The sequence below is a fragment of the Microcella indica genome (assembly GCF_013414345.1).
Lineage (GTDB): Bacteria > Actinomycetota > Actinomycetes > Actinomycetales > Microbacteriaceae > Microcella > Microcella indica.
This window is the reverse complement of record NZ_CP058670.1, coordinates 1,410,320-1,433,957: the sequence shown is the minus strand read 5'-3', so window position 1 is coordinate 1,433,957 and position 23,638 is coordinate 1,410,320. Positions and strand designations below refer to the sequence as shown.

General features: G+C 68.9%; 23 protein-coding genes. 21 read left to right on the top strand and 2 right to left on the bottom strand.

Going from position 1 to position 23,638, the window contains the following annotated elements; translation table 11 throughout:
• Positions 1-29 precede the first annotated feature (29 nt).
• The 11 genes from ftsW (at position 30) to dnaE (ending at position 13,136) form a co-directional block, all read left to right on the top strand.
• Positions 30-1,244 carry a putative lipid II flippase FtsW gene (gene ftsW, locus HUJ41_RS06965; protein WP_224744395.1) on the top strand — a complete coding sequence of 405 codons (1,215 nt, stop codon included), beginning with the start codon at positions 30-32 and terminating at the stop codon, positions 1,242-1,244.
• Entirely contained in the window at positions 1,241-2,323 is a 1,083-nt protein-coding gene (locus HUJ41_RS06960; protein ID WP_179871944.1) for a UDP-N-acetylglucosamine--N-acetylmuramyl-(pentapeptide) pyrophosphoryl-undecaprenol N-acetylglucosamine transferase, read from the top strand. Before ftsW ends, HUJ41_RS06960 begins: the two co-directional genes overlap by 4 nt.
• An 11-nt stretch (positions 2,324-2,334) precedes the next feature.
• A complete protein-coding gene (gene murC, locus HUJ41_RS06955) occupies positions 2,335-3,780 on the top strand; it encodes a UDP-N-acetylmuramate--L-alanine ligase (protein ID WP_179871943.1) in 1,446 nt (481 codons plus the stop codon).
• Positions 3,777-4,784 (top strand): cell division protein FtsQ/DivIB, encoded by a 1,008-nt coding sequence (locus HUJ41_RS06950; RefSeq protein WP_179871942.1) that lies wholly within the window; start codon positions 3,777-3,779, stop codon positions 4,782-4,784. The genes murC and HUJ41_RS06950 overlap by 4 nt, the downstream gene beginning before the upstream one ends.
• A gap of 154 nt (positions 4,785-4,938) precedes the next feature.
• Complete coding sequence (gene ftsZ, locus HUJ41_RS06945; protein WP_179871941.1) at positions 4,939-6,090, top strand: cell division protein FtsZ; 1,152 nt, start codon at positions 4,939-4,941, stop codon at positions 6,088-6,090.
• Positions 6,091-6,093: 3 nt separating this feature from the next.
• A complete protein-coding gene (locus HUJ41_RS06940) occupies positions 6,094-6,774 on the top strand; it encodes a YggS family pyridoxal phosphate-dependent enzyme (RefSeq protein WP_179871940.1) in 681 nt (226 codons plus the stop codon).
• A gap of 31 nt (positions 6,775-6,805) precedes the next feature.
• Positions 6,806-7,282: a cell division protein SepF gene (locus HUJ41_RS06935; protein ID WP_179871939.1), complete on the top strand. Its 477-nt coding sequence runs from the start codon at positions 6,806-6,808 to the stop codon at positions 7,280-7,282.
• Between the two features lie 61 nt (positions 7,283-7,343).
• Positions 7,344-7,640, top strand: coding sequence for a YggT family protein (locus tag HUJ41_RS06930; RefSeq protein ID WP_224744394.1), 297 nt, complete (start codon positions 7,344-7,346; stop codon positions 7,638-7,640).
• A gap of 125 nt (positions 7,641-7,765) precedes the next feature.
• Positions 7,766-8,566 (top strand): DivIVA domain-containing protein, encoded by an 801-nt coding sequence (locus HUJ41_RS06925; protein WP_179871938.1) that lies wholly within the window; start codon positions 7,766-7,768, stop codon positions 8,564-8,566.
• 49 nt (positions 8,567-8,615) lie between these two features.
• The gene (locus HUJ41_RS06920) at positions 8,616-9,539 is read left to right on the top strand and encodes an RluA family pseudouridine synthase (protein WP_246299181.1); all 924 of its coding nucleotides are present in this window, start codon (positions 8,616-8,618) and stop codon (positions 9,537-9,539) included.
• A gap of 81 nt (positions 9,540-9,620) precedes the next feature.
• Positions 9,621-13,136 (top strand): DNA polymerase III subunit alpha, encoded by a 3,516-nt coding sequence (gene dnaE, locus HUJ41_RS06915; protein ID WP_281363089.1) that lies wholly within the window; start codon positions 9,621-9,623, stop codon positions 13,134-13,136.
• A gap of 11 nt (positions 13,137-13,147) precedes the next feature.
• Here the strand turns inward: dnaE and HUJ41_RS06910 are convergent, their stop codons facing one another.
• On the bottom strand, positions 13,148-13,657 hold the full coding sequence (locus HUJ41_RS06910; protein WP_179871936.1) for a flavin reductase family protein: 510 nt from the start codon (positions 13,655-13,657) through the stop codon (positions 13,148-13,150).
• A gap of 67 nt (positions 13,658-13,724) precedes the next feature.
• Here HUJ41_RS06910 and hisD point away from each other — a divergent pair, with 67 nt between their 5' ends.
• The 3 genes from hisD to HUJ41_RS06895 are packed head-to-tail and all read left to right on the top strand — an operon-like array spanning position 13,725 to position 16,635.
• The gene (gene hisD / locus HUJ41_RS06905; protein ID WP_179871935.1) at positions 13,725-15,038 is read left to right on the top strand and encodes a histidinol dehydrogenase; all 1,314 of its coding nucleotides are present in this window, start codon (positions 13,725-13,727) and stop codon (positions 15,036-15,038) included.
• A gap of 60 nt (positions 15,039-15,098) precedes the next feature.
• Positions 15,099-15,566 carry a transcriptional regulator NrdR gene (nrdR, locus tag HUJ41_RS06900; protein WP_152583502.1) on the top strand — a complete coding sequence of 156 codons (468 nt, stop codon included), beginning with the start codon at positions 15,099-15,101 and terminating at the stop codon, positions 15,564-15,566.
• Positions 15,541-16,635 (top strand): quinone-dependent dihydroorotate dehydrogenase, encoded by a 1,095-nt coding sequence (locus HUJ41_RS06895; protein WP_152583501.1) that lies wholly within the window; start codon positions 15,541-15,543, stop codon positions 16,633-16,635. The genes nrdR and HUJ41_RS06895 overlap by 26 nt, the downstream gene beginning before the upstream one ends.
• Here HUJ41_RS06895 and HUJ41_RS06890 read toward each other — a convergent pair.
• Positions 16,632-17,234: a DUF3043 domain-containing protein gene (locus HUJ41_RS06890; protein WP_246299179.1), complete on the bottom strand. Its 603-nt coding sequence runs from the start codon at positions 17,232-17,234 to the stop codon at positions 16,632-16,634. The two genes, HUJ41_RS06895 and HUJ41_RS06890, sit on opposite strands and share 4 nt — an antisense overlap.
• 46 nt (positions 17,235-17,280) lie before the next feature.
• On the opposite strand from HUJ41_RS06890, the gene HUJ41_RS06885 reads away from it, so the two are divergent.
• The 7 genes from HUJ41_RS06885 (at position 17,281) to HUJ41_RS06855 (ending at position 23,584) form a co-directional block, all read left to right on the top strand.
• Positions 17,281-18,708, top strand: coding sequence for a dipeptidase (locus tag HUJ41_RS06885; protein WP_179871934.1), 1,428 nt, complete (start codon positions 17,281-17,283; stop codon positions 18,706-18,708).
• A 56-nt stretch (positions 18,709-18,764) separates the two neighbouring features.
• Positions 18,765-19,112, top strand: a complete 348-nt coding sequence (locus HUJ41_RS06880; protein WP_152583498.1) for a HesB/IscA family protein — start codon at positions 18,765-18,767, stop codon at positions 19,110-19,112.
• A gap of 167 nt (positions 19,113-19,279) precedes the next feature.
• Positions 19,280-20,143 carry an aa3-type cytochrome oxidase subunit II gene (ctaC, locus tag HUJ41_RS06875; RefSeq protein WP_152583497.1) on the top strand — a complete coding sequence of 288 codons (864 nt, stop codon included), beginning with the start codon at positions 19,280-19,282 and terminating at the stop codon, positions 20,141-20,143.
• A gap of 6 nt (positions 20,144-20,149) precedes the next feature.
• A complete protein-coding gene (ctaD, locus tag HUJ41_RS06870) occupies positions 20,150-21,886 on the top strand; it encodes an aa3-type cytochrome oxidase subunit I (protein WP_152583496.1) in 1,737 nt (578 codons plus the stop codon).
• Between the two features lie 10 nt (positions 21,887-21,896).
• Positions 21,897-22,313 (top strand): aa3-type cytochrome oxidase subunit IV, encoded by a 417-nt coding sequence (ctaF, locus tag HUJ41_RS06865; protein WP_152583495.1) that lies wholly within the window; start codon positions 21,897-21,899, stop codon positions 22,311-22,313.
• Between the two features lies 1 nt (position 22,314).
• Complete coding sequence (locus tag HUJ41_RS06860) at positions 22,315-22,743, top strand: GNAT family N-acetyltransferase (RefSeq protein WP_152583494.1); 429 nt, start codon at positions 22,315-22,317, stop codon at positions 22,741-22,743.
• Positions 22,744-22,834: 91 nt separating this feature from the next.
• Positions 22,835-23,584 (top strand): SurA N-terminal domain-containing protein, encoded by a 750-nt coding sequence (locus HUJ41_RS06855; RefSeq protein WP_179871933.1) that lies wholly within the window; start codon positions 22,835-22,837, stop codon positions 23,582-23,584.
• The last annotated feature ends 54 nt before the right edge of the window (positions 23,585-23,638 follow it).

The window sequence follows — 23,638 nt, the reverse complement described above, 5'->3', positions numbered from 1 at the left end:
TTCGCAGGACCGCAGGAGGGGGTGGGCGCGTGACGACAGTGCGACCACCGCGCTCGGGGCGCGACGCAGAGCCCGAGGCCCAGCGGAGCCCTGCGCGCGCGATCGTCTCGGTGCGCACGCTCTTCGGATCCGACAGCTCCGACTACATGATCGTGCTCGGCACGACGGTCTTCCTCGTGCTGTTCGGGCTCGTCATGGTCCTCTCCTCCTCCTCGATCGTGTCCTCGCAGAGCAACGACGGCGACTTCTTCGCGATCTTCCTGCGTCAGGGGCTCTACGCCCTCGTCGCGATCCCGATCATGCTCTCGATCGCTCGACTGCCCGCGCGATTCTGGCGTCGCTGGGCGCGCGTCGCGGTCATGCTCGGCCTCGGCCTGCAGCTGCTCGTCTTCACGGGGCTCGGGTACGACTACGGCGGCAACCAGAACTGGATCTCCATCGGCGGGTTCACGGCGCAGCCCTCGGAGTTCCTCAAACTCGCCCTCATCGTCTGGCTCGGTACCGTGCTTGCCGACCGCGCGGATGCCTTCACCGATTGGACGAGCCTCGTCGTGCCAGCGGTGCCCGTCTCCCTCGTGGCGATCGGCATGGTGCTGCTCGGCCAGGACCTCGGTACGGCATCCATCATGATCGCGATCGTGCTGGGTGCACTGTTCTATGCGGGTGCTCCCCTCCGGCGGCTCGCGGCGATGGCCGGGGTCGTCGCTGTCGGCGGCGTGCTCTTCGCGCTCTCCAGCTCGTCGCGGTCCAGCCGCATCGACGTGTGGCTCAACGGCTGCCGCCCGGAGGACTACGAGGGGTCGTGCTGGCAGGTCGTGCACGGCACGTGGGCGCTCGGCTCTGGCGGAGTGTTCGGCGTGGGTCTCGGCAATTCGGCCGCGAAGTGGTCGTGGCTGCCGCATGCGGAGAGCGACTTCATCTTCGCGGTCATCGGCGAGGAGCTCGGCTTGATCGGCGCCTCGGTCGTACTCCTGCTCTTCGTCGTGCTCGCGATCGGCCTCGTGCGTCTCATCCGCTCCCACCGCGACCCGTTCTCCCGCATCGTCACGGGCGGGGTGCTCATCTGGATCGTCGGTCAGGCGTTCGTCAACGTCGCCGTCGTTCTGGGTCTCCTCCCCGTGCTCGGCGTGCCCCTGCCGCTCATCTCGGTGGGCGGTTCCGCGCTCATCGCCTCGCTGCTGGCGATCGGCGTCGTTCTGTCGCTCGCGCGCTCGGCGGAGGCTCGCGAGGCGAGGGCGGCATGACGACGGCCCTTCTCGCCGGAGGCGGCACCGCCGGCCATGTGAACCCCCTGCTCGCTCTCGCCGACCACTGGCGGCAGGAGGAGCCCGATGCCGAACTGCTCGTGCTCGGAACTGCCGAGGGCCTCGAGGCGCGCCTCGTGCCAGCGCGGGGATACGAGCTCATCACGATTCCGCGGGTGCCGCTGCCGCGCCGCCTCGGCCGGTCGGCTCTGCGGTTTCCCGCGCGGTTCCGCGAGGCCGTGCGCATCACGCGAGCGGCACTGCGCGAGCGGCACGTCGACGTCGTCGTGGGCTTCGGAGGGTACGCCTCGGCGCCCGCCTACTGGGCGGCGCGCCGTGAGCGGCTGCCGTTCGTGGTGCACGAGGCCAACAGCCGCCCGGGGTTCGCGAATCGCCTCGGCCGACTGCTCGGCGGTGTGGTCGGAGTGACCTTCGCCGGCACGCCGCTGGGCGGCTCGCGGGTCGTGGGAATGCCCCTGCGGCGGGAGGTCGTCGAGCTCGATCGTCGCGCTCGTCGGGCGGAGGCGGCTGACCACTTCGGGCTTCGCCCTGATCGCCCCACGCTGCTCGTGACGGGGGGCTCGACGGGAGCGCGTCGACTCAACGAGACGATGGCCGCCGCGACGCCGCGCGTCCTCGGCGCGGGCTGGCAGGTGCTGCACATCACCGGGGAAGGCCGGGGCGACGGCGCCGGAGCGCTTCCGGGGCTCGTCGTGCAGACCTACTGCGACCGGATGGATCTCGCGTTCGCGATCGCGGACCTCGTCGTGTGCCGTGCCGGTGCCGCGACCGTCTCGGAGCTCGCGGCGGTCGGGCTGCCGTCCGTGCTCGTGCCGTATCCGGTCGGCAACGGCGAGCAGGAGCTCAACGCACGCGAACTCGTGAGCGCGTCGGGCGCCCGCATCGTGAAGGACGCCGAGTTCACGCCCGAGTGGGTCGCCCGAGAACTCGTACCACTCCTGGAGCGGAGGGATGTCATCGCCGGCATGGCCGCGGCCGCGAGGGGCGTCGGCCGCCGCGAGGGAGCCGACGAGCTGCTGCGGCTCGTGCGCGAGACGCTGTCGGCGCACCCGGCGTAGGGTGATGACCGATGATCAAGCCTGACCTCTCCCAGCCGTTGCCCGAGACTCTCGGCCGTCTTCACTTCGTCGGCATCGGGGGGTCCGGCATGAGCGGTATCGCGCGCATGTTCCACGACCGTGGACACGCCGTCACGGGCTCGGATCGCGCGGGATCCGCAGCTGTCGATTCCTTACGGGAGCGCGGCATCCCGGTCGCGATCGGCCACGACGCACGGCACGTCGGCGATGCGGAGGCCCTCGTGGTGACGGGAGCCCTGTGGCTCGACAACCCCGAGTACCAGGAGGCCCTGCGACGGGGCATCCCGGTACTGCATCGCGCTCAGGCGCTCGCCTGGCTCGCACGTGGCCAGCGGCTCATCTCGGTCGCGGGAGCGCATGGCAAGTCCACGTCGACCGCCATGCTCGTCACCGCACTGCGTCGGCTCGGCGCTGACCCCAGCTTCGTCAACGGCGCCGTCATCCACGATGCGGGCACGAGCGCGGCGTGGGGCCAGGGAGAGCTCTTCGTGGTGGAGGTCGACGAGTCCGACGGCTCCTTCCTGCTGTTCGAGACGGCCATCGGTCTCATCACCAACATCGATACCGACCACCTCGACCACTACGGCAGTGAGGCCGCGATCGAGGATGCGTTCGTGAATTTCGCCCGGGCGTGCTCGGAGAGCGTCGTGCTCTCGGCCGACGACGACGGCACCCGACGTGTCGCCGCATCGCTTCCGGCGGCCGAGATCACGACGTTCGGCGAGAGCGATGTCGCGCGCGTGCGGCTCGTGTCGATCAGCGAGGAGGGGCCGGTGAGCTTCGTCCTCAGCGTCGACGGAGTCGAGCTCGAGGGTTCGCTCGCGGTCCCGGGGCGCCACAACGCGCTCAATGCCGCGGGCGTCGTCGCAGTGCTCATCGGTCTCGGTCATGATGCCCGGGCTGCGGTGGCCTCGCTCGAAGGATTCGCCGGAACGCAGCGACGGTTCGAGTCCCACGGCGACGCCGGCGGCGTGCGACTGTACGACGACTACGCCCACCATCCGACCGAGGTTGTCGCCGCTCTGCAGACAGCGCGCTCGGTCGTCGGAGAGGGGCGCGTGATCGCCGTGCACCAGCCTCACCTCTACAGCCGCACGCAGGCGATGGCGGGCGAGTTCGCCGCCGCGTACGAGTCGGGTGCCGACCACACGGTCGTGCTCGACGTCTTCGGCGCGCGGGAGGACCCGATCCCCGGTGTCACGGGCGCTCTCGTGGCGGACGCCTTCGACGATGCCGCGCGCGTCGACTTCCGGCCGGACTGGGACGACGCGGCCAGGCGGGTCGCGCAGATCGCTCGTCCGGGCGACATCGTCATGACTCTCAGCTGCGGCGACGTCTACCGCATCATTCCCCGGTTGCGCGCGGCGATCGAGCGCGTGGGGGAGGGCCCCGCGATCGCGGGTGGTGCTGGCTACTCGGGCGGTGCGGCGGGATGAAGCGCCCGGAGGGCTTTCGGGGCACTCCGCCGGACCCACCGTCGACGCCGCCGAAGGGGCGTCGTACCCGGGATGCTCGGCGCGGGTCGCCCGGCGCGGCACCGACCCCGACCGCCGGTGCGTCTCGTGCGCGCCCCGCGCGCGAGCCCCGCGCCCCGCGCGAGCGCTCCTCGCGCGACCGTGCCGCATCGGCGGCGCTGCGCACGGCGGACGCTGGCAGCTCCACGGCGTCGGCGCGGCGCCTCGAGCGGCGGGCAGCGCGCGAGCGTCGGCGTGCCGAGCGGGCGGAGGTCCGCCGTTTCACGCGGCAGTCTCGTCGTCGTCGGCTCACGGTGACGATCGCTCTCGGCACGCTTCTGACGCTCGTCGGGGGAGCCGCCGCGATCTCGGTGTCACCGCTGCTCTCGCTCACGACGATCCGCATCGTCGGCACGGAGCGCCTCGACGCGGGTGAGGTCGCGGCGGCACTGGAGAGTCGTCGAGGGGCGCCGCTCGCGTTCGTGAGCGACGAGCAGATCCGCGCCGACCTCGAGGGCTTCGCACTCATCCGCTCCTTCTCCACGGAGATCGTGCCACCGGACACCCTCATCGTGCGCGTCGTGGAGCGGGCTCCGATCGGTGCCCTGCGGACTGCGGGCGGGTTCGAGGTCGTCGACGCCGCGGGCGTCGTGGTGGAGACGGCCGAGACGGTGCCGCCGGGCATCCCCGTCCTGAGCGTGGAGAGTGCGCGCGCGGACGACCCCGCCTTCCGGGGCCTTGCGGATGTCCTCCTCGCCCTCCCGCGCGAACTGCGCAGCTCCGTGGTCACGATCAGCGCGACGACGCGCGATGATGTGCGCTTCACGCTCGGGGGAGCGGAGCACTCCGTGGTGTGGGGGAGCGCCGAGAGGTCGGCGTTCAAGGCCCGCGTGCTCGCGGCGGCACTCGCGTCTACCGACCAGTCGGTGAGCTGGGAGTACGACGTCTCGGCCCCCGACAGCCTGGTCGTGCGCCGCGCGAGCTGACCGGCGCCCGAGTGTGCCCCGGGGGATTCGCGACACGCGGACGGCCTCAGGCCGCGGAGCCCCGGACAGGCCTACCGTTCGAGTCAACAGTACATACTGAGCATAACTTTAGCCTTCAAGTAGAAGGTGAAGGTTGACCGCGGAAGGCCACGACGTGACCACGAACCAGAACTACCTCGCCGTCATCAAGGTCGTCGGCATCGGCGGAGGCGGCGTCAACGCCGTCAACCGCATGATCGAGCTGGGGCTGAGGGGCGTCGAGTTCATCGCCATCAACACCGACGCGCAAGCACTCCTCATGAGCGATGCCGACGTGAAGCTCGACGTCGGGCGGGAGCTCACGCGCGGTCTCGGAGCGGGAGCCGACCCCGAGGTGGGTCGTCGCGCGACGGAGGATCACGCGGAGGAGATCGAGGAGGCGCTCGCGGGTGCCGACATGGTGTTCGTCACGGCCGGCGAGGGCGGCGGCACCGGTACGGGAGGGGCTCCCGTGGTGGCGCGCATCGCCAAGTCGATCGGCGCGCTCACCATCGGTGTGGTGACCAAGCCCTTCGCTTTCGAGGGGAAGCGCCGGCAGGCACAGGCGGAGGATGGCGTCCTCTCGCTCAAGAACGAGGTCGACACGCTCATCGTCGTGCCCAACGACCGGCTGCTCGAGATCTCCGACCGAGGCATCTCCATGCTCGAGGCGTTCGCGACCGCCGACCAGGTGCTGCTCGCCGGTGTGCAGGGCATCACCGACCTCATCACCACGCCCGGCCTCATCAACCTCGACTTCGCCGACGTCAAGAGCGTCATGCAGGGCGCCGGCTCTGCGCTCATGGGCATCGGTTCGAGCCGCGGCGCCGACCGCGCCATCAAGGCCGCAGAGCTCGCCGTCGCGTCGCCGCTGCTGGAGGCGAGCATCGACGGTGCGCACGGCGTGCTCCTGTCGATCCAGGGTGGCTCGAACCTGGGCATTTTCGAGATCAACGACGCCGCCAAGCTCGTTCAGGAGGCGGTGCACCCCGAGGCGAACATCATCTTCGGTGCCGTCATCGACGACACTCTCGGCGACGAGGTGCGCGTGACGGTCATCGCGGCGGGATTCGACGGGGGAGAGCCCAGCGCTCTCACGCGCGATCGCCGCAGCAGCTTCGTCGCGGCGAGCGAGGGCGAGGCGCTGCCCGTGGCCGTCGAGTCGGGCGAGCCGGCGCACGAGGGCCGCGCCTGGGCCGACGACTCCGACCTGGGAGCGACAGCGCCGATCGGCCCGATCGAGAGCGACGACGACGGCGATCTCGACGTTCCCGACTTCCTGCGCTGAGCCGTGGAGGTCGATGCGGAGCTGCGCGAGCGCTACGAGGGCGTCACGGCGTCGATCGCCGCCGCCGCTCGGAGCACCGGACGCTCGAGCGAGGAGCTCACGCTCATCGTCGTCACCAAGTTCCACCCCGCGGCTCTCGTGCGGCAGCTGCAAGCCCTGGGCGTGCAGCACATCGGCGAGAATCGTCACCAGGATGCCGAGCCCAAGGCTCGGGAGCTCACCGACCTGCCTCTCACGTGGCATTTCGTCGGGCAGCTGCAGTCGAACAAGGCTCGCGCCGTGACGCAGTACTGCCGCGTCATCCACTCGCTGGATCGCTCGTCGCTCCTGCGTGCGCTCGACCGCGCCGAAGCCCCGGTTGAGGTCTTCCTCGAGGTCAATCTCACGGACGACGCGGGGCGAGGCGGCGCGGAGCCTGCGCAGCTTCCTGACCTCGCCGAGCGCGTGCTGACCTCCGACCACCTCACGCTGCGCGGGGTCATGGCCGTCGCACCGCGGGGGGAGGAGCCGCGGCGTGCGTTCGCGCGCCTGCGCGAGCACTCGGAGGCAGTGCGCCGCGTCGCCCCCGAGGCCGTGCAGATCTCGGCAGGCATGTCGGGCGACTTCGCGGACGCCATCGCCGAGGGCGCGACACACCTGCGGATCGGAACCGCAATCACCGGAAACCGACCCTCCGACCGTTAATCTCGGAGGCGTCACGACGTAAGGACGACTGATGAGCAACCCGCTGCGCAAGACCATGGTCTACTTGGGCCTCGCCGACGAAGAGGTCGAGTACGAGCAGAGTGCCGCCGCGCACGCACCGGCGGCGCCCGCCGCCCCCTCGAGCTCGAGCTCAGGGCAGCGCGCACCGGTCACGCCGCTCCGGCGGCCCTCGTCGACGCGCGGCTCGGCGCCGTCCCACGACATGAACGAGATCCTCACGGTGCACCCGCGCCGTTTCAACGACGCTGAGGCGATCGCCGAGAGCTTTCGCGAGGGCATCCCGGTCATCATGAACCTGACGCAGATGAGCGAGCCGGATGCCCGGCGCCTCATCGACTTCGCGAGCGGTCTGTCGACCGGCCTGTACGGTCGCATCGAACGCGTGACGAGCAAGGTGTTCCTCCTCTCGCCCGCCCACGTCGCAGTGAGTGGTGACGCGGCCGACGTCGAGCCCGATGTGGACGCGTCGTTCCTCGCTCACGACTGATCGCGGCCTATCGCGGTATGCGAAGCCGCAACGCTCAGCGTGACCTGAGAGACTGAACGACGTGCCGATCGTCTTCTCCGTGATCCTGAACATCATCTACGTCGCGCTCCTCATCGTGTTCATCGCGATGTGGGGGAGGTTCGTGCTCGACTGGATCCAGGCGCTCAACCGCGGCTGGCGCCCGCAGGGCGCGGTGGTGATCCTCGCGGAGGTCGTCTACACGATCACAGACCCGCCCATCCGGCTCGTGCGCCGCGTCATCCCCCCGCTCCAGATCGGCAGCATCCGGCTCGACCTCGCCTGGACGATCGTGCTCATCGTCCTGCTGATCCTGATGTCCCTTGTGAGTGCTCGCTGAGTACGCACTGACAGACCTCCCGCGCGGCTGTACTCTGGTGGCGCGGGTGTGACGCATGTGACGAGATGTTGCTAGCGTTACCCCATCGTTATCCACTCGCTCCAGAAAGTACCGAGGTGACGCACATGGCACTCACGCCCGAGGACGTCGTCAACAAGCGCTTCCAGTCCACCAAGTTCCGCGAGGGCTATGACCAGGACGAGGTCGACGACTTTCTCGACGAGATCGTGGTCGAGCTTCGCCGTCTGACGCAGGAGAACGACGAGCTGCGCCAGCGGCTCGTCGCCGCGGACGCCCGCGTCGCCGAGCTGCAGCGCGGCGGAGGCTCGCAGGCCGCGATGGAGGCGCCCGCCTCGGCCCCCGTGCCGGCGCCCGCCCCGGCACCTGCCCCGGCTCCTCTCGCGAGTGCGCCCGCGGCCGACGAGTCGGAGAACACGAACAACCTGTTGCAGCTCGCGCGGCGCCTCCACGAGGAGCATGTGCGCGATGGCATGAAGAAGCGCGATGAGCTCATCGCCGAGGGTCAGGCCGAGGCGTCCCGCATCGTGAACCAGGCGCAGAGCGCCCAAGCGGGTCAGCTGCAGGCGCTCGAGCAGGAGCGCGTCGCACTCGAGCAGCGCGTCGAGGAGCTCCGTGTCTTCGAGCGCGAGTACCGCGCCCAGTTGCGCTCGTACATCCAGTCCCAGCTGCAGGAGCTCGAAGGCTCGAGCCAGCAGCAGGCTGCCGCATCGCAGCCGTCCGCTCCCCAGGCCTCCGCGCCCCAGCCCGCCTCGCCCGCCATGGCGTCGTCGGCCGCCGTCGGCTCGGCCCCCGGTTTCGGCGACTCCGGCTCGCAGCCCTCGTATGGGCAGTACCCGGGCTCGGCGCCGTCCCAGCCCGCACCGCAGTCGCCCCCTCCGGGCCAGTTCCCGGGCTACGGCTCCTGAGCAGCAGGAGTCGTTCGACCACTACCAGCACGAGAAGAGGAGCGCGACGGTGACCGAGTCGCGCTCCTTTCCCGTTCCTGAGGGTCGGGCGGGGGAGCGCGTCGACGTGGCCCTCGCCACTCTGCTCGGTTTCTCACGCTCCCAGGCGGCCGAGATCATCGAGGCAGGCGGTGCACTCGTCGACGGCCGCGTCGCGGCCAAGTCTGACCGGCTCGCGGCTGGCGCGTGGCTCGAGGTCACGTGGGAGCCCCGCCGCGCGCCCGTGGTGGAGCCTCGCGAGGTCGCCGATCTGCGCATCGTCCACGACGACGACGATCTCGTCGTCATCGACAAGCCCGTCGGCGTCGCCGCGCACCCGTCGGTCGGCTGGACGGGCCCGACGGTCCTCGGTGCCCTCGCCGCGGGCGGCTACACGCTCGCGTCCTCCGGTCCCGCGGAGAGGGCGGGGATCGTGCACCGACTCGACGCCGGCACGAGCGGCCTCATGGTCGTTGCCAAGTCGGAGCGCGCCTACCGAGAGCTCAAGAGGGCTTTCCACGATCGCGAGGTCGACAAGGTCTATCACGCAGTCGTGCAGGGTCATCCCGACCCCTTGTCCGGCACGATCGATGCGCCGATCGGCCGGCACCCGAGCTCGGCGTGGAAGTTCGCCGTCGTCGCCGGCGGCAAGCCCTCGATCACCCACTACGACACGCTCGAGGCGTTTCGCGCGGCGTCCCTCCTCGAGGTGCATCTTGAGACCGGGCGCACCCATCAGATCCGCGTGCACATGGCCGCGCAGCGCCACCCCTGCGTCGGCGACGCCATGTACGGAGCAGATCCGGTGCTGAGCGAGCGCCTCGGCCTGAGCCGCCAGTGGCTGCACGCGATGCAGCTGGGATTCGAGCATCCCGGCAGCGGCGAGGCCGTCTCGTACCGCTCGCAGTACCCGCTCGACCTGCAGCGGGCCCTCGACGCTCTGCGGGAGTCGTGACGCGCCCCGGGATGCGCCCGCCGGTCGGCGGCGCCGATCTAGACTGAGGATCCGCCGACCCGCCTCGACCCGAAAGACGCCGTGACCCCTCGAGCCGACTCGTTCGTCCACCTTCACGTGCACAGCGAGTACTCGATGCTGGACGGCGCAGCGCGTGTCGCCCCCCTCGTGGCCGAGGCGGCGCAGCAGGGCATGCCCGCTCTCGCGGTCACCGACCACGGCAACATGTTCGGCGCATTCGACTTCTGGCGCACCGCGACCGAGGCGGGCGTGAAGCCGATCATCGGCACGGAGGCGTATCTCACGCCGGGCACGCACCGCACCGACAAGACGCGCGTGCGCTGGGGCAACGGTGGCGAGGACGACGTCTCGGGAGCGGGTGCCTATACGCACATCACGCTCCTCGCCGAGACCACGGAGGGCATGCACAACCTCTTCCGCATGTCGTCCCTCGCCTCGATCGAGGGCTACTACTTCAAGCCGCGGATGGATCGCGACCTCCTCACCCGCTACAGCAAGGGCGTCATCGCGACGACGGGCTGCCCCAGCAGCGAGGTGCAAACCCGCCTCCGCCTCGGTCAGTACGAGAAGGCCGTCGAGGCCGCGGCTGAGTTTCGCGACATCTTCGGACGCGACAGCTACTTCGTCGAGATCATGGATCACGGGCTCGGCATCGAGCGTCGCGTCATGGGTGACCTGATCCGCCTCGCGAAGGACCTCGGGCTGCCGCTCGTGGCCACCAATGATCTGCATTACACGCACGCGGGCGACGCGAGCTCGCACGCCGCTCTGCTGTGCGTGCAGTCGGGAAGCACCCTCGACGACCCCAATCGCTTCAAGTTCGACGCAGACGAGTTCTACCTCAAGACGCCGGCGCAGATGCGCGAGCTCTTCCGCGACCACCCCGAGGCCTGCGACAGCACCCTCCTCATCGCCGAGCGCGTCGACACGCGCTTCGACACGGGCGCGAACTACATGCCGAGGTTCCCCGTTCCGGAGGGCGAGTCTGAGGACTCCTGGTTCGTGAAGGAGGTCGACGCGGGGCTCGCGCAGCGCTATCCCGGGGGCATCCCCGACGAGGTCAGGGCGCGCGCCGACTACGAGATCGGCATCATCGCGCAGATGGGATTCGCCGGCTACTTCCTCGTCGTCGCCGACTTCATCACGTGGTCGAAGGAGAACGGCATCCGCGTCGGCCCGGGTCGCGGTTCCGGCGCAGGGTCGATGGCGGCCTACGCGCTGCGTATCACCGATCTCGACCCCATCCAGCACGGGCTCCTGTTCGAGCGCTTCCTCAACCCCGACCGCGTCTCGATGCCGGACTTCGACGTCGACTTCGACGACCGCCGACGCGGCGAGGTCATCCGCTACGTGACGCAGAAGTACGGAGACGAGCGCGTCGCCCAGATCGTCACATACGGCACGATCAAGGCGAAGCAGGCGCTCAAGGACTCCTCGCGCGTGCTCGGGTTCCCCTTCGGCATGGGCGAGAAGCTCACGAAGGCCATGCCGCCGAGCGTCATGGGCAAAGACATGCCGCTCTCGGGAATCTTCGACAAGAACGACGATCGCTACAAGGAGGCGAACGACTTCCGTGCCGTGATCGAGACCGACGCCGAGGCGCGACGCGTGTTCGACACGGCGCTCGGGCTCGAGAACCTCAAGAGGCAGTGGGGCGTCCATGCCGCCGGCGTGATCATGTCGAGCGAGCCGCTCATCGACATCATCCCCATCATGAAGCGCGAGCAGGACGGCCAGATCGTCACGCAGTTCGACTACCCGGCGTGCGAGTCTCTCGGGCTCATCAAGATGGACTTCCTGGGGCTGCGCAACCTCACGATCATCGACGACGCGCTCGACAACATCGAGAGCAACCGCGGCGAGCGCCTCGTGCTGGAGGACCTCGCCCTCGACGACCCAGGTGCGTACGAGCTGCTGGCGCGGGGAGACACACTCGGCGTCTTCCAGCTCGACGGCGGGCCGATGCGCTCGCTCCTGCGGCAGATGAAGCCTGACAACTTCGAAGACATCTCCGCTGTCCTGGCGCTCTACCGGCCAGGGCCAATGGGGGCCGACTCCCACACGAACTACGCGCTGCGCAAGAACGGCCGACAGCCGATCACGCCGATCCACCCGGAGCTCGCCGAGCCCCTCGAGGAGGTGCTCGGCACGACCTACGGCCTCATCGTCTACCAGGAGCAGGTCATGGCAATCGCGCAGAAGCTTGCGGGCTACACGCTCGCGCAAGCCGATCTGCTGCGTCGCGCCATGGGCAAGAAGAAGAAGTCGGAGCTCGACAAGCAGTACGAGGGCTTCGAGGCGGGCATGGCCGCCAACGGGTACTCGGCGGAGGCGACGAAGACCCTGTGGGAGATCCTCGTCCCGTTCTCCGACTACGCCTTCAACAAGGCCCACTCCGCCGCCTATGGTGTCGTGTCCTACTGGACGGCGTACCTCAAGGCGCACTACCCGGCGGAGTACATGGCGGCCCTGCTGACGAGTGTCGGCGACTCGCGCGACAAGCTCGCGATCTACCTCAACGAGTGCCGCCGCATGGGCATCACGGTGCTGCCGCCCGACGTCAACGAATCGATCGGCTTCTTCGCGGCCGTCGACGACGACATCCGCTTCGGACTCGGCGCCGTGCGCAACGTCGGCCACAACGTTGTGGACGGCATCCGCCGGGCGCGCGAGGAGAAGGGGCGCTTCACCGGCTTCTACGACTTCCTCAAGAAGGTTCCGGGCCCGGTCGCCAACAAGCGCGCGATCGAGTCGCTCATCAAGGCGGGCGCGTTCGACTCCCTCGGGTCGACCCGTCGCGCTCTCGTGGAGATCCATGAGAGTGCTGTCGAGGCCGCCGTGAAGGAGAAGCGCGCGGAAGAGGCCGGCGACATCGGCTTCGACTTCGACTCGCTCTTCGAGGAGGCGGACCAGTCCTCCGAGCACGTACCCGACCGACCGGAGTGGGCCAAGAAGGACAAGCTGGCGTTCGAGCGCGAGATGCTGGGCCTCTACGTCTCGGATCATCCCCTCGCGGGGCTCGAGCAGCAGCTCGCGCGCCTCGCCGGAACGAGCATCGCCGAGCTCAACGAGAACCCGCCGGCGGACGGCGAGCAGGTGACGATCGCGGGCCTCATCACGAGCGTGCAGCACAAGGTGGCGCGGCAGTCGGGCAACCCGTACGCGACCGTCGTCGTGGAGGACTTCGGCGGGGACGTCTCGGTGATGTTCCTCGGCAAGACGCACCAGGAGTTCGGTGCTCGGCTCGCCTCTGACACGATCGTCGTGATCCGCGGCCGCGTGAACCATCGGGACGACGGCGTCTCCTTGCACGCGAACTCGCTGCAGCTGCCCGATCTGGGTCTGCCGACCGACACGGGCCCGCTCGTGCTCACCCTGCGTGAGGCGCGGGCGACGGTGGACGTGCTGAGCGAGCTGGACTCGGTGCTCGGCCGCCACCGCGGCGGCACCGAGGTGCGGCTGCGCCTGCTGCGGGACGACACGGCGCGAGTGTTCGAGCTGCCGCACCGCGTCGATCCGAGCGCGGGCTTCTTCGGCGAGGTCAAGAGCCTTCTCGGCCCTCGCGCCCTCGCCTGAGCAGCGCGGGACTACGCGGGGTCGCCCGGCGTGCGGTATTCGCGCTCGTGGTAGAGCAGGGCCTCGTCGGGCTCGCCGAGCGCTCCCTCCAGGATCTGCACGGCGATCATGGCGTTCGCCTCGACGGGCACGCGGGCGACGATGCGCCCGAGCATCCACGCCGTCACGTCCTGCAGGAGGGGGAGGCCCAGGGGGCCGGGCGCCCAATGATCGCCGATGAAGCGCTCGTCGTGGTCGGCGGCGAGCTTCTGGGCGAGACCCTTGTTGCGGGCACCCAGCATGTGGATGATGACGTGGTCGGTCTGCTCGACTGCCGGCCAGGAGCTCGCGATGCGCGCCAAGTTGAAGGTGGCGAGCGGCGGAGCGGCGGCGAGGGAGGCGAGCGAGGTCGCCGTGAACCCGACCGGGCGTCCGCTCGCATCGAGCGCGGTGATCGCGGCGACACCGGCGGCGTGGCGCCGGAATGCCTGCGCGAAGGCGTCGAAGCCCGTGCTGTCGGCGGTATCGGTCGTCTCAGTCATCACACCCCACTCAACCACGCCGGCTCGGAGGTATTCCCGGTTCGGCGCCGGATAGCATGAGGGCGCCATGATGACGACTCTTGATCTGCGCGGCCGCGAGCTCTCGACCGCCGAGCTGCTGGCCCTCGTGCCGCGCTCGACGAGCGACGTGGGCTCCGCCGTCGACGCCGTCGCGGCGATCATCGCGGAGGTGCGCGAGAGGGGTGTGGATGCTCTCCTCGCGCAGGCGGAGCGCTTCGACGGCGTGCGACCGACCTCGGTGCGCGTGCCCGCCGCAGCGCTCGCGAGCGCCCTCGAGTCGCTAGACCCCGGCGTGCGGAAGGCGCTCGAGGTGGCGATCGAGCGGGTGCGCGTCGCGTCGGCGGCGCAGGTGCCCGAGCAGCGCATCACCGAGGTCGCCCCGGGTGCTCGCATCGTGCAGCGCTGGCAGCCCGTCGATCGCGTGGGCCTCTACGTGCCCGGCGGCAAGGCCGTCTACCCCTCGAGCGTCGTCATGAACGTCGTGGCCGCGCAGGTCGCGGGCGTGCCCTCGATCGCGCTCGCCTCGCCGCCGCAGTCCGCCTTCGGCGGTTCCGTGCACCCGACGATCCTCGCGGCCGCCGCTCTGCTCGGCGTGGACGAGGTCTACGCGATGGGCGGCGCTGGCGCGATCGCGGCGCTCGCCTACGGGGTCACCGAGATCGGCCTCGAGCCGGTGCAGGTCATCACCGGGCCCGGAAACCTCTACGTGGCGACGGCCAAGCGAGCTGTGCAGGGCGTCGTCGGCATCGACTCCGAGGCGGGCCCGACCGAGATCCTCATCATCGCGGACGGGAGCGCATCGCCGACGCTCGTCGTCGCCGACCTCATCAGCCAGGCCGAGCACGACGAGCTCGCCGGCAGCGTTCTCGTGACCGACGACGAGTCGCTCGCCGACGCCGTTCGGAGCGCGCTCCCGGCAGCTGTCTCCGCCACGCATCACCACGACCGGGTCGCGACGGCTCTCGACGGCCCCCAGTCGGCGATCGTGCTCGTCGACGACCTGGCGCAGGCGGCCGCGTTCAGCAACGCCTACGCGCCCGAGCACCTCGAGGTGCACGTGCGCGATGCCGGGGGCATCCTGCCGCTGCTCACGAACGCTGGTGCCATCTTCGTCGGCGACCACACGCCGGTGAGTCTCGGCGACTACGTCGCAGGCTCCAACCACGTCCTGCCGACAGGCGGGCACGCGCGGTTCTCCGCGGGGCTCAGCGCGTCGACGTTCCTGCGTCCGCAGCAGATCGTCGAGTACTCCCGTGACGCTCTCGCCGAGGTCGCCGAGCACGTGCTCCAGCTGAGCGCCGCCGAGCAGCTGCCCGCGCACGGGGATGCCGTGCGGGCGCGATTCCCCGATCAGAACTGACTCCCCGAGCAGCACTGGTTCCCCGAGCAGTGCTGCGGGCTCCACTAGGCTGAGGGCACCATGCACTGCCCTTTCTGCCGGCACTCCGACACCCGTGTCATCGACTCGCGAACGAGCGACGACGGCTTGGCGATCCGCCGACGCCGGCAGTGCCCGGAGTGCGGCAAGCGCTTCAGCACGACCGAGACGGCAAGCCTCACGGTCACGAAGCGCAGCGGCATCGCCGAGCCCTTCTCGCGCGAGAAGATCGTGACCGGAGTGCGCAAGGCGTGCCAGGGTCGGCCCGTCACCGACGCCGACCTCGCCCTGCTCGCGCAGCGCGTGGAGGAGACGCTGCGCGCCACGGGCGCCTCCCAGCTCGACGCCAACGACATCGGCCTCGCGATCCTGCCCTCGCTGCGCGAGCTCGACGAGGTCGCCTACCTGCGGTTCGCGAGCGTCTACCAGGCCTTCGAGAACCTCGACGACTTCGAAGAGGCCATCGCGCGGCTGCGGCGCGAGGATGCGGCCCGCGCGGCGGAGGCCTGAACGCGTGACGCTCTACGACCTCCTGTTCCGCGGGGTGCTCGCACGACTCGACCCCGAGCGCGCTCACGGCCTCGCGGTGGCTGCGATCCGCGCCATCCCTCAGCTCGGTCTCACGCGACTCTTGCGCAGAGCCACGCGCCCCGACCCGTCTCTCGCGGTGGACGCGCTCGGGCTGCGCTTCGACTCCCCGTTCGGCATGGCTGCCGGATTCGATAAGGATGCGCGGAGCATCCGGGGCCTGTACGCACTCGGTTTCGACCACATCGAGATCGGCACCGTCACCGCGGTACCGCAGGAGGGCAATCCGCGCCCGCGGCTGTTCCGGCTGCTCGCCGATCGTGCCGTCATCAACCGCATGGGCTTCAACAATCGGGGTGCCGCGCAGGCGGCGGAGCGGTTGCGGCGGGAGCGATCGCGCGCTCGGCGACCCGTGATCGGCGCCAACCTCGGCAAGAGCCGCGTGGTGGAGGTCGAGAATGCGCTCGAGGACTACCGCACCTCCGCGCGCCTCCTGGCCCCCGTCGCCGACTACCTCGCCGTGAACGTGAGCTCGCCCAACACGCCGGGTCTGCGCGGGCTGCAAGCCCGCGAGCGACTCGAGCCCCTCCTGCGGTGCGTGCTCGAGGAGGCCGGGTCGACACCCGTCCTCGTGAAGATCGCCCCCGACCTCGACGACGCGACGATCGACGAGCTCGCGCATATCGCGGTGCAGGTGGGGCTCGCGGGCATCATCGCGACCAACTCGACCATCGAGCGCACCGGCCTGCAGTCGAGCCCCGAGCTGGTTGCCGAGGCGGGTCAGGGGGGGCTCAGCGGTGCGCCCCTCGCCGCTCGCTCGCTCGCCGTGCTACGGCGCGTGCGGGCCGCCGTTCCGGCCGATTTCTGCGTCATCTCGGTCGGCGGCGTCGACACGGCGGAGGATGTCGCGGCGCGCCTCGAAGCGGGCGCCACGCTCGTGCAGGGCTACACGGCCTTCCTCTACCGCGGGCCGCTGTGGGCCCGCGGCATCACGCGCGGCCTCGCACGGCTGCGCCGACCGGTCGCGGCCGAGCGGAACTCGCCGGCCTAGACGACGGGGAACTCGCCGCGCTTGACCTGGGGCTTCGGCAGGCGCAGCACGCGCAACTGCAGTGCGCGCATGCCGGCGTAGAACCCCACGCCCTTCTCGGCGGAGCCGAACTTCTTCGTCAGCTTCCGCTTGACGAGCCACGAGAGCGCGACGGAATCGATGATGGCGACGAGGAAGAAGCCCCACAGCACGAGGATCGAGATGGTCTGCGCCTCGAGGGAGGGGATGAAGGTCGCGATGATCACGAGGAACATGACGGGGATGAGGAACTCGCCGAGGCTCGTTCGGGCGTCCACGTAGTCGCGCACGAACTTGCGCTGCGGCCCCTTGTCGCGCTGGGGCAGGTAGCGCTCCTCACCGGCAGCCATGCCGATGCGGGCGCGCTCGCGCGAGGCGTTCATCTTCGCCCGAGCCTCCTTGCGGGCCTGGCGGCGGTCATCGGGCACGAGGGGTCGCTTGCGGGCGGCTTCGCGCTCCTTGCGCGTCGGTGTGGGGCGGCCCTTGCTCGTGGATGCTGGGCCAGGGTTCTGCTCGACGGCGTCGGCGCTCGCCTGCTCGGAGCCGGTGGGTTCGGCGTTCGTCTTGTCTCGGGCGGCCACGGGGGCACATCCTTCCGTTGTGGGGCAGGGTCTTAAGATTACCGGCATGACCTCCGACGCTCGTCCTGCCCGCCCGTCGACCCCGACCGAGATCCGCGAGCGGCTCACGGATGCCGTGCGCGACGGACTCCCCGCGGCGATCGCCGACCTCTCGAGGCTCGTGCGCATCCCCTCGGTGTCGTGGGACGGCTTCGATCCCCGCCACGTCCAGGAGTCGGCGGAGACGGTCGCCGCGCTCCTGACCGATCTCGGCGTGTTCGACACGGTCACGATCGAGCGCGCTCCGCTGCCAGGCTCGGGTGAGTTGGGTCAGCCCGCGGTTCTCGCCCGCCGGGAGCCCCGAGGGGGTCGCCCGACCGTCATGCTCTACGCGCACCACGACGTGCAGCCCCCGGGGGAGGAGGGGGACTGGCAGTCGCCCCCCTTCGAGCCTACCCTGCGCGGTGACCGGCTCTACGCGCGCGGGGCCGCCGATGACAAGGCGGGCGTGCTCGCACACGTTGCCGCGATCCGCGCGCTCCTGGAGGTGCAGGGCTCTGACCCCGACCTCGGTCTCGTCGTCTTCATCGAGGGCGAGGAGGAGTTCGGGTCACGATCGTTCGAGGCGATGCTCGCCGCGCATCGAGAGCTCCTCGCGGCGGACGTCATCGTGGTCGCCGACTCCGACAACTGGACGACGACGACGCCTTCGCTCACCATCGGCCTGCGCGGCAACACGGCCTTCCAGCTTACCGTCTCCACCCTCGGCCATGCATCCCACTCGGGCATGCTCGGTGGCGCCGCGCCCGATGCGATGCTCGCCCTGGTGCGCGTGCTCGCGAGCCTTCACGACGATGATGGCGCCGTAGCGGTCGAGGGCCTCACCTCGCACACCCAGGAGGTGCCGCCCTTCACGGAGGTGCGTCTCCGTGAGGATGCGGCTCTTCTCGAGGGAGTCTCGTCGATCGGCCGCGGCGAGATCCTGCACCGGCTCTGGGCGCAACCCGCCATCACGGTGACGGGTATCGATGCGCCGAGTGTGCAGAACGCGTCCAACACCCTGCTGCCCTCGGTGACCGTCAAGATCAGCTGCCGCGTCGCGCCGGGCCAATCCGCGCGGGAAGCCTTCATGGCGATCGAGCGCCACATCCGAGCACGCACGCCGTTCGGGGCGCACGTGACGTTCTCGGCGGTCGATCTCGGCAACCCCTTCCTCGTCGACACCTCGGGCTGGGCCGTCGACGACGTGCTCACGGCCATGGAGGAGGCGTGGGGCGAGACGCCGCAGCTCACGGGCGTCGGCGGCTCGATCCCCTTCATCGCGCAGCTCGCGCAGACCTTCCCCGAGGCTCAGGTGCTCGTGACGGGCGTGGAGGATCCGGAGACGCGGGCGCACAGTCCCAACGAGTCGCTCCACCTCGGTGTGTTCCACCGGGCGATCCTCACTGAGGCTCTCCTGCTGGCGCGCCTGGACGGAGCCGTGAGTCTGCCGTAGCGCGCGGGGGAGAGGCGTACACTGAGGGTCAGCTTTCCCGATACCTAGGAGGTCTCATGACCGACACGATGACCAGCACGCACGGCGTCTCGCTCACCGACGCGGCCGCCGCGAAGGTCCGCTCGCTGCTCGAGCAGGAGGGTCGCGACGACCTCCGTCTGCGCCTCGCCGTGCAGCCCGGCGGCTGCTCGGGGCTCATCTACCAGCTGTACTTCGACGAGCGCATGCTCGACGGCGACAGCCGTCGTGACTTCGATGGTGTCGAGGTCGTCGTCGACAAGATGAGCGTCCCTTACCTCGAAGGCGCCTCGATCGACTTTGAAGACACGATCCAGAAGCAGGGCTTCACGATCGACAACCCGAACGCGGGCGGCAGCTGCGCGTGCGGAGACAGCTTCCACTGAGGCTCTCCCGCCAGACCCGAGAGCAGGGCATCCTCATCTGATGAGGGTGCCCTTCTGTCGTTCGTGCACCGGTTTGGCAGTCATCTCGGAGCGTCGCAGGGCGGTTCCGCAGGGCGCGGTGACATAGACTGAAACGGTTCCCCGCTCCCCAGCTCGAGAGGTCACCGGTGCGCTCCAACCGACGTCTTCGATTGACGGCCATACCGCTCGCGATCGTCACTACGGTCGCCCTCGCGGGCTGCACGACGCAGCAGACCCTCGGCTGGCTGCCGACCGAACCCGGCACGACCAACCAGGTCGACCGTGTCATCGGTCTCTGGGTCACGTCCTGGATCGTCCTCCTGGCCGTGGGCGCCATCACCTGGGGCCTCATCATCTGGGCGGCGATCGTCTATCGCCGCCGCAAGGGCCAGACCGGCCTGCCGGTGCAGCTGCGCTACAACATGCCGATCGAGATCTTCTACACGGTCGTGCCCCTCATCCTCGTCCTCGGCTTCTTCGCCTTCACCGCGCGCGACCAGGCCGAGATCGAAGCACCGCTCGCCGACCCCGACGTGACGATCGAGGTCTACGGCAAGCGCTGGGCATGGGACTTCAACTACATCACCGACGACGTCTTCTACCAGGGCATCCAGGCTCAGGAGACGGGCCCGAACAACGAGATCGACGTCGACGCGCTACCGACCCTGTACCTTCCCGTGGACAAGAAGGTCGAAATCAAGATCGAGTCGCGCGACGTCATCCACTCGTTCTGGATCATCGATTTCCTGTACAAGAAGGACATGATTCCCGCCAAGACCAATTACTGGTACTTCATCCCTCAGAAGGAGGGCACGTACGCGGGCAAATGCGCTGAGCTGTGCGGCGAGTACCACTCGCTCATGCTGTTCAACGTCGAGGTCGTCTCCCAGGAGGAGTACGACGCCCAGATGGACGTCCTGCGGGCTCAGGGCAACGTCGGCAGCGTCGGCGAAGAGTTCAACACCAACGCGAACCTGCCGGGCACGACCGGCATCACGGAAGAGGAGTAGGCGGGCATGACTACGACCGCACCCAGGCCGACCGTCTCGACGAGCGAGCCCGGTCACGTATCTCCCACCGTCGGGCGCAAGGGCAACGTCTTCGTCGGGTGGATCACCTCCACCGATCACAAGACCATCGGATATATGTACCTGATCACGTCGTTCGTGTACTTCCTCATCGGCGGCGTGCTGGCGCTTGTCATTCGCGTTCAGCTCTTCGCGCCGGGCCTCGAGGTCGTCGCCACCAAGGAGCAGTACAACCAGCTGTTCACGATGCACGGCACGATCATGCTCCTCATGTTCGCGACGCCGCTCTTCGCGGGCTTCGCGAACGTGCTCATGCCCCTCCAGATCGGCGCTCCTGATGTCGCCTTCCCGCGCCTGAACGCTTTCGCGTACTGGCTGTACTCCTTCGGCTCGCTCATCGCCGTTGCGGGATTCCTGACGCCGCAGGGTGCGGCCTCGTTCGGATGGTTCGCGTACGCACCGTTGTCTTCCCAGACCTTCACCCCGGGACTCGGCGGCAACATGTGGGTTTTTGGGCTCATCCTCAGCGGGTTCGGCACCATCCTCGGCGCTGTGAACTTCATCACGACCATCATTACGATGCGCGCTCCGGGCATGACGATGTGGCGCATGCCGATCTTCACGTGGAACACCCTCGTGACCTCGTTGCTCGTCCTCATGGCGTTTCCGGTGCTCGCCGCGGCTCTCTTCGCCCTCGGCTCCGACCGGATGTTCGGCTCGCACGTATTCGATGCGGCGACGGGAGGAGCGATCCTCTGGCAGCACCTATTCTGGTTCTTCGGGCACCCAGAGGTATACATCATCGCTCTACCCTTCTTCGGCATCGTCTCCGAGATCTTCCCCGTATTCAGCCGCAAGCCGATCTTCGGGTACAAGACGCTCGTCTACGCGACGATCGCGATCGCGGCGCTCTCGATCACGGTGTGGGCCCACCACATGTACGTGACCGGCTCGGTGCTGCTGCCGTTCTTCTCGCTCATGACGATGCTCATCGCCGTGCCGACGGGTGTGAAGATCTTCAACTGGATCGGCACGATGTGGCGCGGCTCGGTGACCTTCGAGACACCGATCGTGTGGGCGCTCGGGTTTCTCGTAACCTTCGTATTCGGCGGGCTCACGGGCGTCATCCTCGCCTCGCCACCGCTCGACTTCGCTGTCTCCGACTCCTACTTCGTGGTCGCCCACTTCCACTACGTGGTGTTCGGCACCGTCGTGTTCGCGATGTTCGCCGGCTTCTACTTCTGGTGGCCCAAGTGGACGGGCAAGATGCTCAACGAGCGTCTCGGCCACATCCACTTCTGGACCCTGTTCATCGGCTTCCACGCGACGTTCCTGGTGCAGCACTGGCTCGGAGTCGTGGGCATGCCCCGCCGCTACGCGACCTATCTCGTCGAAGACGGGTTCACCTGGATGAACCAGCTGTCGACTTTCGGCTCGTTCCTGCTCGCGGCGTCGATGATCCCGTTCCTCCTCAACGTGTACATCACCGCGCGTCGCGCCCCGAAGGTGACGGTCAACGACCCGTGGGGCTACGGCCGCTCGCTCGAGTGGGCGACGAGCTGCCCGCCGCCGCGGCACAACTTCTCGTCGATCCCGCGCATCCGATCGGAGTCGCCGGCGTTCGACCTCAACCACCCGGAGGCGGGAATGCCCATGGGCATCGGTCCGGCAAAGGACGCCCCGGATGCGGACACGTACGACATCAGCGAAGACAAGGTGAAGTGAGCGGCCCGACATGAAGACGAACATCAACCTGTTCTGGATCCTTCTGGTCTTCTTCGTCGCCCTGACCGCGATCTACGTCGGCTGGTCGATTCTCGACACCGGCCAGGTCGAGTGGGTCGGCGCCGTGGCCCTGGGCCTGTGCGCCGTGCTTTCGGTGTTCATCGCCTTCTACTTGAGACTCGTCTACCGCAATCAGGGTGGCGAGCTGCCGGAGGACCGTGGTGACGCCGACATCGATGACGGCGATGCCGAGCAGGGCTTCTTCCCGCCGTGGAGTTGGTGGCCCGTCGTCCTCGCCGGCGGTGCCGCACTGGTCTTCCTGGGTCTGGCGATCGATTTCTGGATCGTGGGCTACGCGGTCGTCATCCCTCTCATCGCCCTCGTGGGCTGGGTGTACGAGTACTACCGCGGCAACTTCGGGCGCTGACATGATCGTGCGTTCTGCGGCCTCCGCTGATGCGGACGCGGTGTTCGCCCTCGTACGGCAGCTCGGCGCGGCTTTCGTGCCCGTTCGAGCGGCCTTCGACGAGAGCTTCGCGGCACTCGTGGATGGGGCGGACGATTCCGGCGCCTTCCTCTATGTGGCGGAGGACGACGAGGGGGCGGTGAGCGGCTACGCGCTCACGACGGTCGCCCGCCTTCTGTCGACCAACGGACTCTCGGCCCAGTTGCAGGAGATCGCCGTGGATGAAGCGGTGCGGGGGCAGGATCTGGGTACGCAGCTCGTGCATGCCGTCGAGACCGAGTGCGTGCGCCGTGGTGTACGCCAGCTCACCGTCGCCGCTCGGAGAGCCGGCGGCTTCTACGACCGACTCGGCTACACGCAGAACGCCGAATACATGCGACGGGTCTTCTAGGCGGCTCCCGCCACTGCTCCACCGCCTCAGTCGTCACCAAGGCTCATCCTCGTAGAGTCGTCCCTTTGTACGCACGTGAAGGGACGACGGCATGACCAGACGAACGACCACCGTGTGGGCGGCAGGAGCCGCTCTTTGCCTTCTCGGCATCGCGGGATGCACGATGGCGTCGACGGACGAGGACACGTCTTCGGCGGATGACTCGTCGAGTGAGCAGCAGGAGAGTGGGGCACCCGACCTGGCGAGCATTCCCGAGGTCGTCGCCGAGATCGACGGCGAGGCGATCTCGAGGGAGGACTTCCTTCAGGCGTACTCGTCTCAGTACGCGCAAGCATCGCTGCAGGCTCAGCAGACCGGGGTGCCGGTCGACGAGTCAGCTCTGCAGCGCGAGGTGGCGGAGAACCTCGTCACCGTCGAACTGCTGGAGCGGGAAGCGGAACGAGAGGGGATCGAGGCGTCGGAGGCCGACGTTGATCGCCTCGCGGAGACGCTGGCCGCGCAGAATCAGCTCGGCTCCGTGGAGGAGCTGTTCGACCTGCTCGCTAAGCAGGGTCTGAATGAGGAGCAGGCTCGAGAGGAACTTACGGCACAGGCCACGATCGACGCGGTGATCGCCACGGAGGTCGGTGAGCTCACGTTCACAGAGGACGAGCTACGCGAGCTCTACGAGGCCGTCCTCGCCCAGCAGGAGGAGTCAGGCGCGGCCGCGGAGGTGATTCCACCGTTCGAGGATGTGCGCGACCAGCTGCAGCAACAGGCAACGGCGCAGGAGCGTTCGCTCATCGTCGAGCAACTCGTAGCCTCGCTGCGTGACGAGGTCGAGCTGGAGTTCTTCGTCTAGCGGACACGAAAGGGGGTTCCCGTCCAGGTGAGCGGGAACCCCCTTCTCGTGAAG